Genomic DNA, 15,099 nt, shown 5'->3' on the forward strand with positions numbered 1-15,099 from the left:
AGATGCTGGGTCGCCGAGTGGTCCGCCTCGCCGTTATCGTCACGCTGGTGACGTCGGGACTGCTCGGGCTGCTGTGGTCGCAGCAGCGTCGCCTGATCTACTTTCCATCGACCGATCCGGTGCCGCCGGCGTCGACAGTGCTGCCGGGGGCCCGCGACGTCGTCATCCCCACCGCCGACGGACTGCAGCTGGGTGCCTGGTTTCTGCCCGGGGGCCCGGGCCCGGCGGTGCTGATGCTCAGCGGCAACGGCGGGGACCGCACGATGCGGGCGCCGCTGGCCGCAGCCCTGCACGGCATGGGTCTGTCGGTGCTGCTGCCGGATTACCGCGGTTATGGCGGCAACCCCGGGCGGCCCACCGAGGACGGACTGGCCGACGACGCGCGCGCCGCCTACGACTGGCTGGCCCGCCGGCCGGGCGTCGACCCCGGTCGCATCGCCGTCTTCGGCGAATCGCTGGGCGCCGCGGTGGCGGTCGGCCTGGCCGTCGAACAGCCGCGGGCGGCGCTGGTGCTGCGCTCACCGTTCACGTCGCTGGCCGACGTCGCCGGGGTGCACTACCCGTGGCTGCCGGTACAGCGGTTGCTGCTGGATCGCTATCCGTCCATCGACCGGATCGGTGCGCTGCAGGCTCCGCTATTGGTCATCGCCGGCGAGGACGACAACATCGTGCCCTGGTCGCAGTCGCGCCGCCTCTATGAGGCGGCCCCCGAACCCAAGGAGTTCGTCTCCATCGATGGGGCCGGTCACAATGACCCGGCACTGCTGGACGGGCAGCGAATGCTGACCGCCATCCAACAGTTCCTTGCCGCGAACTCGGTGTAGCTCGTCCCGCTCAGCGTGACCAAGTGCGCCGAAACCGGGGTTGTCGAATTATCTTGACGGCCGTCAAGTAATACTGCTGACATGACCTCCAAAGCGCTCTGCGAAAAGTTCGGCGTCGACTTCCCGCTCTTCGCGTTCAGCCACTGCCGCGACGTGGTCGCCGCCGTGACCAACGCCGGCGGCTTCGGCGTGCTGGGCGCCACCGCCTACAGCCCCGAGCAGCTGGACCAGGAGCTGGCCTGGATCGACGACGCGGTCGGTGGCAAGCCCTACGGCGTGGACCTGATCGTGCCGGCGAAGTTCGAGGGCAAGGGTGAGAAGCTCTCCGGTGCCGACCTGGCCGAGCGCATCCCGCAGAACTACCGCGACCTGGTCGACGAGCTGCTGGCCGCCCACGACATCGAACCGGAGCCCAACCGACGGCTCGGTGGTTCGTCGCTGTCCGGCAACACCGGCCGCGAGCTCCTGGATGTCGCGCTGACCCACCCGGTCAAGCTGATCGCCAACGCGCTGGGCGTCCCGCCGGACTACATGATCGAAGCGGGCAAGGAGCGGGGGATCCCGGTCGCGGCGCTGGTCGGCGCCAAGGAGCACGCCGTCAAGCAGGTCGCGGCCGGCGTGGACCTGATCGTCGCGCAGGGCACCGAGGCCGGTGGGCATTGTGGCGAGGTCAGCACGCTGGTGGTGGTTCCGGAGGTGCTGGCGGCGATCGAGGAGATGGGTGCCACGACGCCCGTGCTGGCCGCGGGCGGAATCGTCACCGGACGGCAGATGGCCGGCATGGTCGCGATGGGCGCCGCGGGTGCGTGGACCGGGTCGGTGTGGTTGACCACCGAGGAGGCCGAGACGGCGCCGCACACGGTCGCCAAGATGCTGGCCGCGACGTCCCGCGACACCGTCCGCTCGGCCGGCCGCACCGGCAAGCCGTCGCGTCAGCTGGTTTCGGAGTGGACCGACGCGTGGGTGCCGCACGCCGGCGGGCATCAGCCGCTGCCGTTGCCATTGCAGTCGATGTTGTGTGAGCCGGTGATCCGCCGCATCGACGTGCTGGCCTCGCAAGGGCATGAAGGTGCCCAGGCGCTGGCGACCTACTTCGTCGGTCAGGGCGTCGGGCTGATGAACAAGGTCAAGCCGGCCCGCGAGGTGGTGCGGGAGTTCATCGAGGACTACCTGGCCGCCGCCGAGCGACTCAACGGCTCACTGCCCGGCTGACGCCTTCCCGCGAAATATCGTTCCAGGCTGTGAAAGTGGCCTCGGCGACAACCCGGAATGATATTTCGCGAGCAGACTCAGTCGGTGGCCAACGGCAGGCGCACCTCGAAGCGGGCGCCGGTCGGCAGGTTGTGCGCCGACAGCGTGCCGCGATGGGCCTGCACCAGCCCCGCCGCGATCGCCAGCCCGAGACCCGATCCGCTCGGCAGCGACGAATCCGCCCGCGGGACACGGTTGTTCGACCCGCGGTAGGCGACGTCGAATACCCTGGGCAGGTCCGCCTCGTCGATGCCGACACCGGTGTCGTCGACGCGGGCCCACGCGCTGTCCTGGTCGGAGCCGAGCGCCAACTCGACACTGCCCCCTTCGGGGGTGTGCGCGATGGCGTTGGCCACCAGGTTCGACAGCACCCGGACCAGTGCGCGGTCGCTGCCCACCACCCGCACCGGTTGCGCGGGCAGGTCGGCCTTGAGCTGCACCCCCGCGCGTTCGGCGGCGATCCGGTGCGCGGCGAGCACGTCGTCGACCACCTCGTCGAGGGCCACCTTGTCGAACGACGGGGTCAACGCGCCGGCGTTGATCTTCGACATCTCGAACAGGTCGTCGACCATCTCGGAGAGCCGCACCGACTCGTGTTCGATGTGCTTGGCGTGCACTTTCACCTCGTCGTCGGGGACGACGCCGTCGGCGATCGCCTCCGAGACCGCGCGGATGCCCGCCAGCGGGGTGCGCAGATCATGGCTGACGAACGCCACCAGCCGGCGCCGCGATTGCTCGGCGGCGCGCTCGGAGTCCCGGATCTCGGCTTCCCAGACAGTGCGCCGGGCCTGGTAGCGGCCCAGCATCACGGCCGCCGGGATCGTCACGATCGAGACGATGACCAGCACGACGGCGGTCTGCTCGAACGTCTCGGTGACCATGAACCCGCTGGCGCCCAGCACCCCGGTGAACGTCGCCAGTACCGGGATCAGCACCAGGGCCACCATGCTGACGGCCAACGACCACGTGCGGGCCAGGCGGATGACCACCGCGCCCAGCAGCACGACCGGCACCGAGCAGGCGAGCGCCCATCCGATGATCTCCAGGAAGTCAGTCGTCAGCATCCGGTCGCCCTGACGTCACGCGGGCGGAGGTCCACATGTAGCCGCGCCCCCACACGGTCTGTACTCGATGCATGTCGCCGAGCTTGGAACGCAACCGCTTGACGTGCACGGTCACCGTCGACAGGTCCCCGAAGTCCCAGTGCCACACTTGCCTGAGGAGATCCTCCCTGGTGAACACCGTGTCGGCGTGGGTGAGGAAGAACAGCAGCAGATCGAATTCCCGGTTCGTGAGATTGACCGGCCTGTTGTTGATCGTGACGGTGCGGGACGCGGTGGACACCGTGAGGTCGCCGGCCTTGATGTCCAGCGGCACCACGCCGCCGGGTGAGGGGGAGCGACGCAACACCGACCGGACCCGCAATGCCAGCTCGCGCGGGCTGAACGGTTTGGTCAGGTAGTCGTCGGCGCCCGCCTCCAGACCTGCGATGCGGTCCTCCTCCTCGCCCAGGGCGGTCAGCAGGATCACCGGCACCGTGTAATCGCCGCCCCGCCGCAGGCTGCGGCACAGCGACAGGCCGTCCGGGCCGGGCATCATCACGTCGAGCACGGCCACGTCGATGCGCTGCGAACCGAGCAGCCGCAGCGCCTCGGTGCCGTCGTTGGCGATCGACACGTCGAGTCCGTCGCGCTCCAGATAACGGCGCACCACATCGCGGACGACGTCGTCGTCGTCGGCGATCAGAACCCGGGTCATCACACCGAGGTTAGCCCCACACCTTCACTACCAGCGCCTACGTCACTGTTTTGTCAGCCTTGCACGTCGCGGGACCAGGGGATTTCATTTACCGTATGCGGATATGCCCGACAGCCCGGTCACGGTGGTGCTCCCGTGTCTCGATGAGGCTGCGTCGCTTCCCGGGGTGCTGGCGGCGCTGCCGGCTGGGTATAGAGCTCTTGTGGTGGACAACAACAGCACAGATGGCACAGCGGAGGTGGCACGCCGGCACGGCGCCGACGTCGTCGCGGAACGCAGGCCGGGATACGGGTCTGCGGTGCACGCCGGCGTGGCCGCCGCGACGACGCCGATCGTGGCGGTTCTCGACGCCGACGGGTCGCTGGATCCCCGCGAGCTCCCCGGGTTGGTCGACGACGTCGAGCGCGGCGCCGACATGGCGATCGGGCGCCGCCGCGCGGTGCCGGGCTTGAAGTGGCCGTGGCACGCCCGCCTGGGAACGGCGGCGGTGTGCTGGCGACTGCGGACCCGGCATGGCCTGCAGGTGCACGACATCGCACCGATGAGGGTGGCGCGGCGGGAGCCGTTGCTGGCCCTCGGGGTCGCCGACCGGCGCTCCGGGTATCCGCTCGAGTTGCTGGTGCGTGCCGCGCAGGCCGGCTGGACGGTCACCGAACGTGATGTCGCGTACGGTCCGCGCACCGGGGGCACCTCCAAGGTCAGCGGTTCGGTCAAGGGCAGTGCCATTGCCGCGCTGGACTTCTGGCGGGTGATCTCGTGATACCGGTGAGCGTGTTGGTGGTCGCCAAGGCGCCGGTGCCCGGGCTGGCCAAGACCCGCCTCGCCGCCGACCTCGGGGATGACGCGGCCGCCGACATCGCCGCCGCGGCACTGCTGGACACGTTGGACGCCGTCGCCGCCAGCGGGGTGGCGGCCCGGGTGGTGGCGTTGACGGGCAACCTCGACGACGCCCAGCGCTGTGGCGAGATACGTTCGCGCCTTGAGGATTTTGTCGTCCTCGAGCAGCGCGGGACGGACTTCGCCGATCGGCTGGCCAACGCCCACGCCGATACAGCCGAGGCCACCGGCGGGTTGCCGGTGCTGCAGATCGGGATGGACACCCCGCAGGTGAGCCCGGAACTGATCGGGCGGTGTGCGCAGGCGCTCGCCGCCAACGACGCCGTGCTCGGCATGGCCCGCGACGGTGGCTGGTGGGTGCTGGGCGTCACCGACGCCGCGATGGCCGAATGCCTGCGCGGTGTTCCGATGTCGGTGCCCGACACCGGAAACCAGACGTTGACCGCGCTACGGCACAAGGGCGTCGATGTGGAACTGGTCGGTGAGCTCGCCGACGTCGACACCATCGACGACATCGACACGGTGCGTCGCGACTGTCGGTCCGATTCCCGGTTCCGCCGGATCACCGAAACCGTGGCGCGCTGATGTTCGGCCAGTTGTACGATCGCGCGCTCGACGGGGAACGGTGCTGGGTCCGCCACGACGACGGGCGGGTGAAGAAGCTTCCGGTCCGCAGCTGGCTGGGTGGGCGTCATGCCGACGCCCGGTTCGACCACGCGGTGGTCGGGATGTGCAAGGGGCCGACGATCGACCTCGGTTGCGGGCCAGGACGTCTGGTCGCGCACCTGGTGCAGCGCGGGATCCCGGCCCTGGGGGTGGACCTGTCGGCGACCGCGGTGGCCCTGGCGCGCAGCAGTGGCGCGCCGGCGCTGCGTCGCAACGTCTTCGAGCCACTGCCGGGCACCGGCCGCTGGCAGACGGTGCTGCTGGCCGACGGCAATGTCGGGTTGGGTGGCGATCCGAAGAGGGTGCTGCGCCGGGCTGCGGAGCTGTTGCGTCCAGGTGGCCGTTGTGTCGCCGAATTCGATTCGGCGACAACAGGGATCGATGTCGGTTGGGTTCGGCTGGAGTCGTCGCGGGCGATCGGTCCGTGGTTTCCGTGGGCGTCGGTGGGCATCGACTGCGTGCCCTCGCTGGCCACCGAGGTGGGGCTGGCGCTCGCGGGAATCGAACGGATCGGCAGCCGGGTGGTCGCCAGCCTGGCCGCGACCTGATCGCCTGACTGCTACCAGTTCGTCAGGATCAGGTGGTTGAGCGCAAGCGCGCCGGTGACGTTGAGCGCCAGCCACCATCGGTGCGACGGCCGGGGAAGCAGAGCGGCAGCGGCCACCAGCCACATCGTGAACGGCAACCAGATGCGTTCCGTCTCAGCCTTGCTCAGCCTGGACAGGTCGGCGAACACGATGGCCAGGAGTGCGCCGAGCACCAGCAGGTACAGCCCGGACCGCCGCCTGATCGCGGCGATGTCGAACACCCGCCCGATGCCGGCGACGCTGCCCAGCCCGATCGCGCACACCACGGCCGCGAAATTGGCCCAGCCCCAGTACTGGAACGGCCGGTCGGCGGCGATGCCCTGCCAGTAGCGTTCCTGCACCAGCAGGTAGCCGTCGAACCACCAGAATCCGGCGGCGACGAACACCACCACCACTGCCAACGCGGTGATCAGCGCCGGCGCCAGCGTGCCGAGCGCGGCGCGCCAGGTGGTCGCCGTGAGCAGGACCGCCACCGCCGGAAAGGCCATCAGCACCAGCCCGTAGTTGAGGAGCACTCCCCAGCCCAGCAGCAGCCCGGCTCCCGCGGCAGCCAGCACCGGCAGACGTGCCGTCCCGCTGACCGCCAGCGACAGCAGGGTGATGCCCCAGGCTGCGACGCCCGCGAAATAACCGTCGGCGGAGACCGCGACCCAGATGGCGGTGGGCGCCACCGCCACGAACGGCGCCGCCAACCGGGCGGTGTCCTCGTCGGCCAGCGCACGGACCGTCACGACGATCGCGGCTGCCACACTCGAACCTGCCAGCAGGCACAGCAGCCCGGCCCACGCGCCGCCGCTCAACCCGATCCGGTCGAGCCACACGAACGTCAGCAGCGCGCCGGGTGGGTGTCCGGACACATGGGTGATCCAGGAATCAGGCTGGTAGTCGAGGATTCTGCCGGCGAACGAGCGCACTGCTTCGGGTATGTCGGTGACGCTCGGCACCTGTCGCAGGTATTCGTGGCGGGCGGTGAGCCGCCCGGCGAAGCCGCGCTGCCAGCCGTCGATCATCGCCAGGCTGAACGCCCACCCGCAGGACACCACCCACACCGCCCAGGGCAGCCCGCGCCAGGGCAGCCGCTGCGCCAGCGACGGCCCCCACAGCACCGCCGCGGCGGCGATCGCGATCGCGGGGACGGTGCCGGGGCCGACGTGGGCGTTGTACCAGCCGAAGATCGGCGCGGTGCCGGCGAAGGTGCGGAAGCGTTCTTCGGACGCGTTGATCAGCGGGGTGACGATGCCCAGATCGAGGTGCGGGATCACGAACGCCGCAACGACGAGCACCACGGCGGCGCTGACCGCGATCACCTCTCTGCGACCGATGGGCACGACCGCCAGCTTATTGCCGTCCGCGGACCCTGACGGTGCCCGCCCCGAACGATTCGGTGACAGCCCGGCTCAGTACAGCACCGAGCGCATGTTCTCCTCGCCGAGATACTTCTCCAGCTCTTCGAGGCTCATGTCCGTATAGATGGACTTGGCCAGCTGCGCGGCGCTGGGCACCGCGCCCGGTTGCCAGCTCTCCGGCTTCCAGGCGTCGGACCGCAGGAATGCCTTGGCGCAGTGGAAGAACACCTCTTCGATGTCGATCTGCAACGCCAGGATGGGCCGTTTGCCCCGCACCGCCATCGTGTCGAAATAGTCGGCGTCGGCGAAGATCCGGGCGCTCCCGTTGATCCGCAGCGTGTCGCCGCGGCCGGGGATCACGAACAGCGTGCCGACGTGCGGGCGTTCCAGCACGTTGAGGTAGCCGTCGACCCGCTTGTTGCCGGGACGCTCCGGGATCGCGATCGTCGTCGGGTCGATGACGTGCACGAACCCGGCAGGGTCACCTTTCGGGGAGACGTCGACGCGGCCGTGGGCGTCCGTCGTCGCCACGAAGCCCAGCGGCGAATGGGCCAGCCAGTGTTGGTGCACCGCGGACAGTCGGTCGCCGACCTTGTTGGCGACGGCCTCGTTCGGACAGCCGACGATCGCGCGGAGTTCGTCGGCGGAGGTCACTTCTGTGCTCATCCCACCATCATGCGCGTGCCCGCCGACGACCGGTGGGCTACGGTTCGTCCACGCCGAACATCCGGCTGAGCTCGCGGCGGTCGAGCTTGCCGATTCCCCGGCGCGGCAGCGCTTCGACGATGTGCATCTGGCGCGGGGCCGCGGTCGGCGACAGCGTGTCGCTGACGTGAGAGCGCAGCTGCGCCAACGTGATCGTGGCGCCGGGCTCGACCACCACCGCCGCCGCCACCCGCTGGCCCAGTCGTTCGTCGGCGACGCCGAACACCGCGCACTCGGACACCGCGGGATGTGTCGCCAGCGCCGCCTCGACCAGCCCGGGCAGCACGGTCAGCCCGCCGGTGCTGATCGCGTCGTCGACCCGGCCCAGGACGGTGAGCTCACCCGCACCGCCGAGGACGCCGAGGTCGTCGGTGCGGAACCAGCCGGCTTCGGCGAACGGGTCCGGCGCCACGGGGTTGCGGTAACCGGCAGCGACGGTCGCGCCGCCGAGGCAGATCCTGCCGTCGGCGTCGATCTTCACTCCGACGCCGTTCAGTGGCGCCCCGTCGTACACACAGCCGCCGGCCGTCTCGCTCATCCCGTAGGTCCTGACCACGGAAACACCTGCGGCCGACGCTCTTTCGGCGACACCGGCCGGCATCGGGCCGCCGCCGACGAGCACCGCGTCCAACTCGGCCAACGCCCGGGTGGCCTGCGGGTCCCGCAGCGCCTTGTCCAGCTGAGCCGCGACCAGTGATGCGTAGCGCCGGCCGGAACCCAACGCGGTGACGGCGGCGGCCAGCTCGGCGGCGTCGAACGCGGCCGGGACCGCGACCGGCGCAGTGCCCGCCACCACGCTGCGGACCAGCACCTGGAATCCGGCCACGTGGTGGGCGGGCAACGCCAGCAACCAGCGGCCGGCACCACCGAGCCGGTCATGGGTGGCCTCGGCGCTGGCCCTCAGGGCCGAGGCGGTGAGCAGGGCGCCTTTCGGGGTGCCGGTGGTGCCCGAGGTGGACAGCACCACGGCCACGTCGTCGTTGATCTGCTCGCCGGCGCGCAACGCCGTTGTCAGCTGCGATGTCTGCTCGGGGCTGTCGGCGGGCACCGGCAGCACACTGACGCGACCGTGGAGCATGTCGTCGATCACCGGCAACGCCGACAGAGCTGCGGCGCCGGACCCGATGCCGACCGGACGAAGGATGGCTATGGCTGACCTCCACATCAGGACGGGACCCTCGGCGACCCGATACTAGCTCCCGGCCGCGGGTTGAACAGCAGATGAAGACCTCGCCCGGGCAGGTGAACACCGGTTCGGCAGTAGGGCGGATCCGCCTCGGAGCCCGCAGAATTGACGATATGACCGCGCGCCTCGTCGACAACGTCGTCTCCTGGTTGCAGGAGGGCTATCCGCACGGGATCCCGCGTCAGGATTACTTTCCGCTGCTCGCGCTACTGGCCCGGTCGCTGTCCGACGACGACGTCGTCACCGTCGCGCGGGAGGTGCTACGCGGCGAGGATTCGGGCGCCGTGACGCCGCAGGAGGTGCGTGCTGCGCTGCATGTGGTCACCGCCACCGAGCCGGACGCCGAGGAGATCGAGCAGGTGGCCGCACGGTTGGCGTCCGTCGGCTGGTCGGTGGTGGCCTCTGCGCGCTGAAACTCAGGCGCGCTGAACTCAGTCCCGGGTGTCCCACTCAGTCGCGGCTGTCACGGCGCAGGGGGTGGTCGTCGGGCACCTGCACGAAGATCAATGTCACCCCGTCGGGGTCGATGACGTGCATCTCGTGCAGCCCCCACGGTTCACGGCGGGCCTCGCGGGCGATGTCGACGCCGCGGTCCCGTAGCTCGGTCTGCGCCGCCTCTATGTCCCGGACCTGCAGCCACAGCGCTCCGGGGAACGGCGGGGCGCCGTGGTCGGGGGCGCCGTGGCCGGCGAGTTCGATCAGCGACTGGCCGGCGTAGAACACCGTGCCGGCGCCGTACTCCCGGGCGACGGCCAGGCCGATGCCATCGCGGTAGAACGCGACCGACCGCTGATAGTCGGCCGGCCGAAACAGCATCCGACTGGCCAGGATCTCCATGCAACCGTGTCTATCACGCGGCAGCGGACTCAGCCGATGTGCCTGCCGGTGTGCTCCCAGTACGGACTGCGCAACTCGCGTTTGAGCACCTTGCCGCTGGGCGTGCGGGGCAACGCCGCCACGAAGTCGACGGTCTTGGGCAGCTTGAAGCCGCCGAGGCGGGCCCGGGCGTATCCGATCAGGTCGGCGCCGCGCAGCGTGGCGCCCGGCGTCGGCACCACCACGGCTTTGACCGCCTCGCCCCACCTGTCGTCGGGCACCCCGATGACGGCGACGTCGGCCACCCCGGGATGGGTCATCAGGACGTTCTCCACCTCGATCGGGTACACGTTCTCCCCGCCGGAGACGATCATGTCCTTGATCCGGTCCTGCAGGTACACGTAGCCGTCGGCGTCGACGTAGCCGGCGTCTCCGGTCTTGAGCCACCCGTCGGGGGTCAGGGTGTCCGCGGTCGCCTCGGGGTTGTTCCAGTAGCCGAGCATGTTCTGCTCGGAACGGGTCCACAGCTCGCCGACCGTCCCCGGGGCGGCATCGGCGCCGTCGCCGTCGACCACCCGCAGCGCTACCCAGGGATACGGCCTGCCGCAGGAGCGCAGCCGGCCCGGCACATGGTCGGTTCCGTCGAGTTGGGTGATCGAGCCGGTGGTCTCGGTCATGCCGTACACCTGAGCGAACACCGCGCCGAACCGTTCCATCCCGCGGACCAGCACGTCGTCGCTGATCGGTGAGGCGCCGTAGACGAGCACCCGCAGGTGGGAGAAGTCGCAGTCCGCGACCGCGGGGGTGTCGAGGAGCAACTGGATCACCGCGGGCACCAGCAACAGGTTCGTGACGCGGTGGGTGGCGATCGCCTCCAGGATCGCGGCCGGGTCGACATCGCGCAGCACGACCGTCGGGGCCCCGTGCCACAGCCCGGCGAACGCCCATCCGGACCCGGCCATGTGGAACAGCGGCATCACGGCCAGGCTGACGGCGTCGGCGCCGAACCGCCACGGGCCGGCGACCCCGGCGGTCTTGCAGCGGTAGTTGGTGTTGGTCAACATGACGCCCTTGGGCAGCCCGGTGGTGCCCGAGGTGTACATCAGGGTCACCAGGTCGTCGGGTCCGGTGGTGACGCCGGGGTCGACGGTTGGGTGGGCCGCCACCCAGTCCGCGAAGTCCGGCCAGCGGTCGTGGTTTCCGATCGCGATCACCTCGGCGTTGAGCTGGTCCTCGATGGCCTCGATGTGGCCGAAGAACTCCTCGCCGACCACGATCGCCTCGGCCCCGCAGTCGACGACGATGTGCCGGATCTCCGGGGCGGCCAGCCGCCAGTTGACCGGGACCGCGACGGCACCCAACTTGGCCAGCCCGAACACCACATCGAAGAACTCGGCACCGTTGCGCTCGACGAACGCGACCCGGTCGCCGAACCCGATGCCTGCCGACGCGAACGCCTGGGCCGTACGGCTGGATCGCGCGTCGAGTTCACCGAACGTGATGGTTCGGTCACCGACCACCAACGCGGGCGCGCCGGGGCGGTCCCGACCGTGCACCCGGACGACATCGACCAGGCCGGTGATCCCGGGGACGGTCATCGGTCTCCGGGCTGCATCCGTTGGCGTTTCATCAGCGAGTCGACCGCGGCGGGGGCGATGCTGTTGATCGCGGCGGCGGTGACCGCGATCCGCGGCGCGATGCTGACCGGGCGGTCGCGCGCGGCGGTGACGATCCAGCCCGCGGCCTCGTCGGCGGACAATCCCGGCAGGCCGTCGTAGGCGCGGGTGGGTGCGATCATCGGGGTCTTGACCAGCGGGTAGTACAGCGTCGTGGAGTGCACACCGCGCCCGCTCCACTCGGTTTCGATGATCCGGCTGACCGACGACAGCGCCGCCTTCGAGGCGTTGTACACGCCGAACAGCGGCGGCGACTCGGTCTTCACTCCCCAGGTGGACACGTTGATCACGTGGCCGTCGCCGCGCGCGATCATGCCCGGCGCCAGGCCGCGGATCAGCCGCAGCGGCGCGTAGTAGTTCAGCGCGATCGTGCGTTCGACGTCGTGCCAGCGTTCCAGCGATTCGGTCAGCGGTCGCCGGATGGACCGGCCGGCGTTGTTGACCAGGATGTCGACGCCGCCGAGGTCCGCCTCGACCGTGGCGACGAGGTCGTCGACCGCGTCGAGATCGGACAGGTCGCAGGCGTGGGCGCGGGCGTTCCCGCCGGCGGCGGTGATGCGTGCGACGACCGCGTCGAGCAGTTCCGCGCGGCGGGCCACCACCACGACGGTGGCGCCGCGGCGGGCGAGCTTGGCTGCCGCGGCTTCGCCGATGCCCGAGGACGCACCGGTGAGCAGGATGCGTTTGCCCTTCAGGTCGACCACCTCGCGGTTGGGTCGGTACTGCAGCAGCGTCGGGAGGATGGGGGGTCGCATGCTGGTCAGCACGACCTGATCGGCCAGCCGGCGAAGCGGGTTCCTGCTAGTCACGTAGCGAGTCTAGGTATCCCGCCGGAACGGTATTCCAGCAGGCGTCCACGCGGTTTTTCTCTGCTGGAATACCGTTCCGGCGACAACTCAGGCGAGCAGCTTCTCGGTCAGCTCCCACAGCCGCTCGGCCGATTCTGGGTCGACGGCATAGCCGGTTACCCCCGGCGTGGTCTGGAGCGGGCCGCTGCCCAGGTCGACCGTGACAGGCCGGGCGTCCGCCTCCAGCGGTGCGATGTCGTTGTCGGTCAGATACACGCCACCGATCTCGGCGAGCAATGGGCTGGTCGCGGCGAACACCTGCGTCGCAGCCCCCTGCTGCGACGTCTTCATGTCCCGCTCGGGGTCGATGATCGGCTCGTCGTTGTCGTCGATGAGCCCCATCGCGCGCCAGTCCTCGATGCTGAACGACGGCCCGAGGTTGGTCGAGACGATGCCGCCCGGGTGCAGTGAGTAGCCGCGGATGCCGTCGTCGGCCCACCGACGGTCAAGTTCGACGGCGAACAGCACGTTGGCGGTTTTGGACTGACCGTAGGCCACCATACCGTCGTAGTCCTTCTCGAAATGCAGTTCATCCCAACGGATGTCGGACAGGTGATGACCCCAGGACGATACCTCGACGACGCGCGCGCCTGCCGCCTTGCGCAGCGCAGGTAGCAACGCGTGGGTCAGCTGAAAGTGTCCGAGGTGGTTGGTGGCGAATTGTGCTTCGTACCCGCGGGAGTCACGGACGAGCTCGCCGCCCATGATTCCGGCGTTGTTGATCAGGATGTGCAGCGGACGTCCGGAGTCGCGGTACCGCGCGGCGAATGCTTCTACCGAGGCGGGATCGATGAGATCGAGCTGATCGACCTCCGCGCCCTTTATGCCGTCCACCGCCTCGGCCGCCGTGGCGGGATTACGGCTGGCGACGACGACGTTGGCACCAGCATTGGCAAGTGCACGGGTGGTCTCGAGTCCGAGGCCCACATGCCCGGCGGTGACGACGACGTTGCGCCCGGACAGGTCGATGCCGTTGACGACCTCCTCGGCGGTCGAGGCAGCGGTGAAACCGGATCCGATGGGGTGTTGTTTGTTGGTCATCGGTCCACAGTGCGCCCGAATGATTGGACTTTGAATGGTTGTGCGTCCATATTTCTTGCGCGATAGTACGGATATGGTTCGAGATCAGCTCTCCGACGTGTTCGACCTCATCGAGGTCCAGGGCCTCGTGTCGGGTGGGTTCTCGGTGCGCGGGGACTGGATCTGCCACTTCGACATCCATGACCCGCTGAAGATGATCGCCGTGGTCTGCGGGCACATTCGTGTCACCGCCGACGGCATCGGGCCCATCGACCTCGCCCCTGGCGATGTCGCGATACTCAACCGCCGCACGCGCCTGGTGCTCCAGGGCGGTTCGGGACTCGACGCGCCCACCGAGCTCGTGATCGACGAATCGGATACCTTCGTACGGGTCGACGGCGCCAACTGCAGCGACTCCGACGTGATCATCGGAGGTCACATCGACGTCAACCCGATCGGACAGGCGCTGCTGATGCAGGCCCTACCACCCGTCGGGCATGTGCGCGCCTCCGCGGCCGAGGCGACCAACCTGCACGCAATCCTCAACCGCCTGCTCGACGAAGTGACCGGCGACCGGGTCGGTGCGGCATTCGCAATCAAACAGCAGGGCCAGCTGCTGCTGCTCGAGGTGCTTCGCGCCTACATCGCCCAGAACGATCAACTCCCACCCGGGTGGCTGCGCCTGCTCACCGACGACAGGCTGCGCCCGGCGGTGTCGCTGATGCACGACAATCCTGGAAAGCCTTGGCGCCTAGAGGTACTCGCTCGCGCTGCGGCGATGTCACGCACGTCGTTCGCGGAGCGGTTCCGCACTGTCGCCGGAGTGCCGCCGCTGACGTACCTGAGCAACTGGCGCATGCAACTTGCCAGGCATGCGCTGCGTGACGACGACGCCCGCGTGGGCACTCTCGCCTTTCAGCTCGGTTACACCTCGGAGAGTGCGTTCAGCAACGCCTTCAAGCGCGAGGTCGGGATGTCGCCACTGCGCTACCGCGCCAGCGTTCGCGATGAATCGCCAGTCGCCGCGCAGTCAGTACCGGTATGAGGATCAACGGAAAGCTGGACAAGCGCTTCGGGGAGACCGACACACCGGCCGACTGGGAGACCGTGCGCGATGTGTTGGCCGCCGCCGAGCTTTACTGGTTGACCACTGTGCGCGCCGACGGTCGGCCGCATGTCACGCCACTGGTCGGTGTGTGGGTGGATCAGAGCTTCGTGTTCTGCACCGGCAGCGAGGAGCAGAAGGCGCACAACCTGAACGGCAACGCCAACGTCGTCGTCACCACTGGGGCCAACAGGTGGAAGGAAGGCTTGGACGTCGTTGTGGAAGGACGGGCCGAACGGGTCACGGGCGGGGATGTGTTGCGAGGGCTCGCCGATGCGTGGCGCGAAAAGTACAACGGCGAATGGGATTTCGAGAACGACGACGAGGTCTTCGACCCTGACGCCGGACGGGCGCACGTGTTCCGGGTGGCGCCGGCGAAGGTCATCGCGTTTGCGAAATCACCCCACGGCCAGACCACGTTCCACTGGTGATTTCGGCGCGGTTTGTCACGCTCAGGGTGACGAAACGCGCCGA

At 69.3% G+C, this 15,099-nt stretch carries 17 protein-coding genes; 8 read left to right on the forward strand and 9 right to left on the reverse strand.

Annotation, left to right across the window (positions count from 1 at the left end; all coding sequences use genetic code 11):
- The first annotated feature begins 2 nt into the window (after positions 1-2).
- Together BEMPMBAN_RS10065 and BEMPMBAN_RS10070 are read left to right on the forward strand one after the other, a co-directional pair.
- Entirely contained in the window at positions 3-824 is an 822-nt protein-coding gene (locus tag BEMPMBAN_RS10065; RefSeq protein WP_159230205.1) for an alpha/beta hydrolase, read from the forward strand.
- A gap of 81 nt (positions 825-905) precedes the next feature.
- Positions 906-2,036, forward strand: coding sequence for an NAD(P)H-dependent flavin oxidoreductase (locus BEMPMBAN_RS10070; RefSeq protein ID WP_159230206.1), 1,131 nt, complete (start codon positions 906-908; stop codon positions 2,034-2,036).
- 77 nt (positions 2,037-2,113) lie between these two features.
- On the opposite strand, the gene BEMPMBAN_RS10075 is transcribed toward BEMPMBAN_RS10070, so the two are convergent.
- On the reverse strand, positions 2,114-3,139 hold the full coding sequence (locus BEMPMBAN_RS10075) for a sensor histidine kinase (protein ID WP_159230207.1): 1,026 nt from the start codon (positions 3,137-3,139) through the stop codon (positions 2,114-2,116).
- Entirely contained in the window at positions 3,126-3,833 is a 708-nt protein-coding gene (locus BEMPMBAN_RS10080; RefSeq protein WP_159230208.1) for a response regulator transcription factor, read from the reverse strand. Before BEMPMBAN_RS10080 ends, BEMPMBAN_RS10075 begins: the two co-directional genes overlap by 14 nt.
- A 103-nt stretch (positions 3,834-3,936) precedes the next feature.
- Here BEMPMBAN_RS10080 and BEMPMBAN_RS10085 point away from each other — a divergent pair, with 103 nt between their 5' ends.
- From BEMPMBAN_RS10085 to BEMPMBAN_RS10095, 3 genes are read left to right on the forward strand one after another with little or no spacing between them, the layout of a single operon-like run.
- Complete coding sequence (locus tag BEMPMBAN_RS10085) at positions 3,937-4,593, forward strand: glycosyltransferase family 2 protein (RefSeq protein WP_159230209.1); 657 nt, start codon at positions 3,937-3,939, stop codon at positions 4,591-4,593.
- On the forward strand, positions 4,590-5,255 hold the full coding sequence (locus tag BEMPMBAN_RS10090) for a TIGR04282 family arsenosugar biosynthesis glycosyltransferase (protein WP_159230210.1): 666 nt from the start codon (positions 4,590-4,592) through the stop codon (positions 5,253-5,255). Before BEMPMBAN_RS10085 ends, BEMPMBAN_RS10090 begins: the two co-directional genes overlap by 4 nt.
- Positions 5,255-5,884, forward strand: a complete 630-nt coding sequence (locus tag BEMPMBAN_RS10095) for a class I SAM-dependent DNA methyltransferase (RefSeq protein WP_159230211.1) — start codon at positions 5,255-5,257, stop codon at positions 5,882-5,884. The genes BEMPMBAN_RS10090 and BEMPMBAN_RS10095 overlap by 1 nt, the downstream gene beginning before the upstream one ends.
- A gap of 11 nt (positions 5,885-5,895) precedes the next feature.
- On the opposite strand, the gene BEMPMBAN_RS10100 is transcribed toward BEMPMBAN_RS10095, so the two are convergent.
- The 3 genes from BEMPMBAN_RS10100 to menE form a co-directional block, all read right to left on the reverse strand.
- On the reverse strand, positions 5,896-7,251 hold the full coding sequence (locus tag BEMPMBAN_RS10100) for a hypothetical protein (protein ID WP_159230212.1): 1,356 nt from the start codon (positions 7,249-7,251) through the stop codon (positions 5,896-5,898).
- A 69-nt stretch (positions 7,252-7,320) separates the two neighbouring features.
- On the reverse strand, positions 7,321-7,935 hold the full coding sequence (locus BEMPMBAN_RS10105; protein ID WP_159230213.1) for a pyridoxamine 5'-phosphate oxidase family protein: 615 nt from the start codon (positions 7,933-7,935) through the stop codon (positions 7,321-7,323).
- 37 nt (positions 7,936-7,972) lie between these two features.
- The gene (gene menE / locus BEMPMBAN_RS10110; protein WP_272952232.1) at positions 7,973-9,064 is read right to left on the reverse strand and encodes an o-succinylbenzoate--CoA ligase; all 1,092 of its coding nucleotides are present in this window, start codon (positions 9,062-9,064) and stop codon (positions 7,973-7,975) included.
- A gap of 209 nt (positions 9,065-9,273) precedes the next feature.
- Here menE and BEMPMBAN_RS10115 point away from each other — a divergent pair, with 209 nt between their 5' ends.
- Positions 9,274-9,573, forward strand: a complete 300-nt coding sequence (locus BEMPMBAN_RS10115; protein ID WP_159230215.1) for a DUF3349 domain-containing protein — start codon at positions 9,274-9,276, stop codon at positions 9,571-9,573.
- 37 nt (positions 9,574-9,610) lie between these two features.
- On the opposite strand, the gene BEMPMBAN_RS10120 is transcribed toward BEMPMBAN_RS10115, so the two are convergent.
- The 4 genes from BEMPMBAN_RS10120 to BEMPMBAN_RS10135 form a co-directional block, all read right to left on the reverse strand.
- Entirely contained in the window at positions 9,611-9,997 is a 387-nt protein-coding gene (locus BEMPMBAN_RS10120; RefSeq protein ID WP_159230216.1) for a VOC family protein, read from the reverse strand.
- Positions 9,998-10,026: 29 nt separating this feature from the next.
- The gene (locus BEMPMBAN_RS10125; RefSeq protein WP_159230217.1) at positions 10,027-11,574 is read right to left on the reverse strand and encodes a long-chain-fatty-acid--CoA ligase; all 1,548 of its coding nucleotides are present in this window, start codon (positions 11,572-11,574) and stop codon (positions 10,027-10,029) included.
- Complete coding sequence (locus BEMPMBAN_RS10130; protein ID WP_159230218.1) at positions 11,571-12,461, reverse strand: SDR family oxidoreductase; 891 nt, start codon at positions 12,459-12,461, stop codon at positions 11,571-11,573. The genes BEMPMBAN_RS10125 and BEMPMBAN_RS10130 overlap by 4 nt, the downstream gene beginning before the upstream one ends.
- Positions 12,462-12,548: 87 nt before the next feature.
- Positions 12,549-13,541: an SDR family NAD(P)-dependent oxidoreductase gene (locus BEMPMBAN_RS10135; RefSeq protein ID WP_159230219.1), complete on the reverse strand. Its 993-nt coding sequence runs from the start codon at positions 13,539-13,541 to the stop codon at positions 12,549-12,551.
- A gap of 73 nt (positions 13,542-13,614) precedes the next feature.
- Here BEMPMBAN_RS10135 and BEMPMBAN_RS10140 point away from each other — a divergent pair, with 73 nt between their 5' ends.
- The gene (locus BEMPMBAN_RS10140) at positions 13,615-14,565 is read left to right on the forward strand and encodes an AraC family transcriptional regulator (RefSeq protein WP_159230220.1); all 951 of its coding nucleotides are present in this window, start codon (positions 13,615-13,617) and stop codon (positions 14,563-14,565) included.
- On the forward strand, positions 14,562-15,056 hold the full coding sequence (locus BEMPMBAN_RS10145) for a pyridoxamine 5'-phosphate oxidase family protein (protein ID WP_159230221.1): 495 nt from the start codon (positions 14,562-14,564) through the stop codon (positions 15,054-15,056). The genes BEMPMBAN_RS10140 and BEMPMBAN_RS10145 overlap by 4 nt, the downstream gene beginning before the upstream one ends.
- Positions 15,057-15,099 lie beyond the last annotated feature (43 nt).

Source organism: Mycolicibacterium austroafricanum, assembly GCF_902705885.1.
GTDB classification, from domain to species: domain Bacteria; phylum Actinomycetota; class Actinomycetes; order Mycobacteriales; family Mycobacteriaceae; genus Mycobacterium; species Mycobacterium vanbaalenii_A.

Excerpts from the sequence above, each read along its gene's own strand:
- BEMPMBAN_RS10065 (WP_159230205.1), top strand. The coding sequence starts at position 3 with ATGCTGGGTCGCCGAGTGGTCCGCCTCGCCGTTATCGTCACGCTGGTG.
- BEMPMBAN_RS10070 (WP_159230206.1), top strand. The coding sequence starts at position 906 with ATGACCTCCAAAGCGCTCTGCGAAAAGTTCGGCGTCGACTTCCCGCTC.
- BEMPMBAN_RS10075 (WP_159230207.1), bottom strand. The coding sequence starts at position 3,139 with ATGCTGACGACTGACTTCCTGGAGATCATCGGATGGGCGCTCGCCTGC.
- BEMPMBAN_RS10080 (WP_159230208.1), bottom strand. The coding sequence starts at position 3,833 with ATGACCCGGGTTCTGATCGCCGACGACGACGACGTCGTCCGCGATGTG.
- BEMPMBAN_RS10085 (WP_159230209.1), top strand. The coding sequence starts at position 3,937 with ATGCCCGACAGCCCGGTCACGGTGGTGCTCCCGTGTCTCGATGAGGCT.
- BEMPMBAN_RS10095 (WP_159230211.1), top strand. The coding sequence starts at position 5,255 with ATGTTCGGCCAGTTGTACGATCGCGCGCTCGACGGGGAACGGTGCTGG.
- BEMPMBAN_RS10105 (WP_159230213.1), bottom strand. The coding sequence starts at position 7,935 with ATGAGCACAGAAGTGACCTCCGCCGACGAACTCCGCGCGATCGTCGGC.
- BEMPMBAN_RS10115 (WP_159230215.1), top strand. The coding sequence starts at position 9,274 with ATGACCGCGCGCCTCGTCGACAACGTCGTCTCCTGGTTGCAGGAGGGC.
- BEMPMBAN_RS10120 (WP_159230216.1), bottom strand. The coding sequence starts at position 9,997 with ATGGAGATCCTGGCCAGTCGGATGCTGTTTCGGCCGGCCGACTATCAG.
- BEMPMBAN_RS10125 (WP_159230217.1), bottom strand. The coding sequence starts at position 11,574 with ATGACCGTCCCCGGGATCACCGGCCTGGTCGATGTCGTCCGGGTGCAC.
- BEMPMBAN_RS10135 (WP_159230219.1), bottom strand. The coding sequence starts at position 13,541 with ATGACCAACAAACAACACCCCATCGGATCCGGTTTCACCGCTGCCTCG.
- BEMPMBAN_RS10140 (WP_159230220.1), top strand. The coding sequence starts at position 13,615 with ATGGTTCGAGATCAGCTCTCCGACGTGTTCGACCTCATCGAGGTCCAG.
- BEMPMBAN_RS10145 (WP_159230221.1), top strand. The coding sequence starts at position 14,562 with ATGAGGATCAACGGAAAGCTGGACAAGCGCTTCGGGGAGACCGACACA.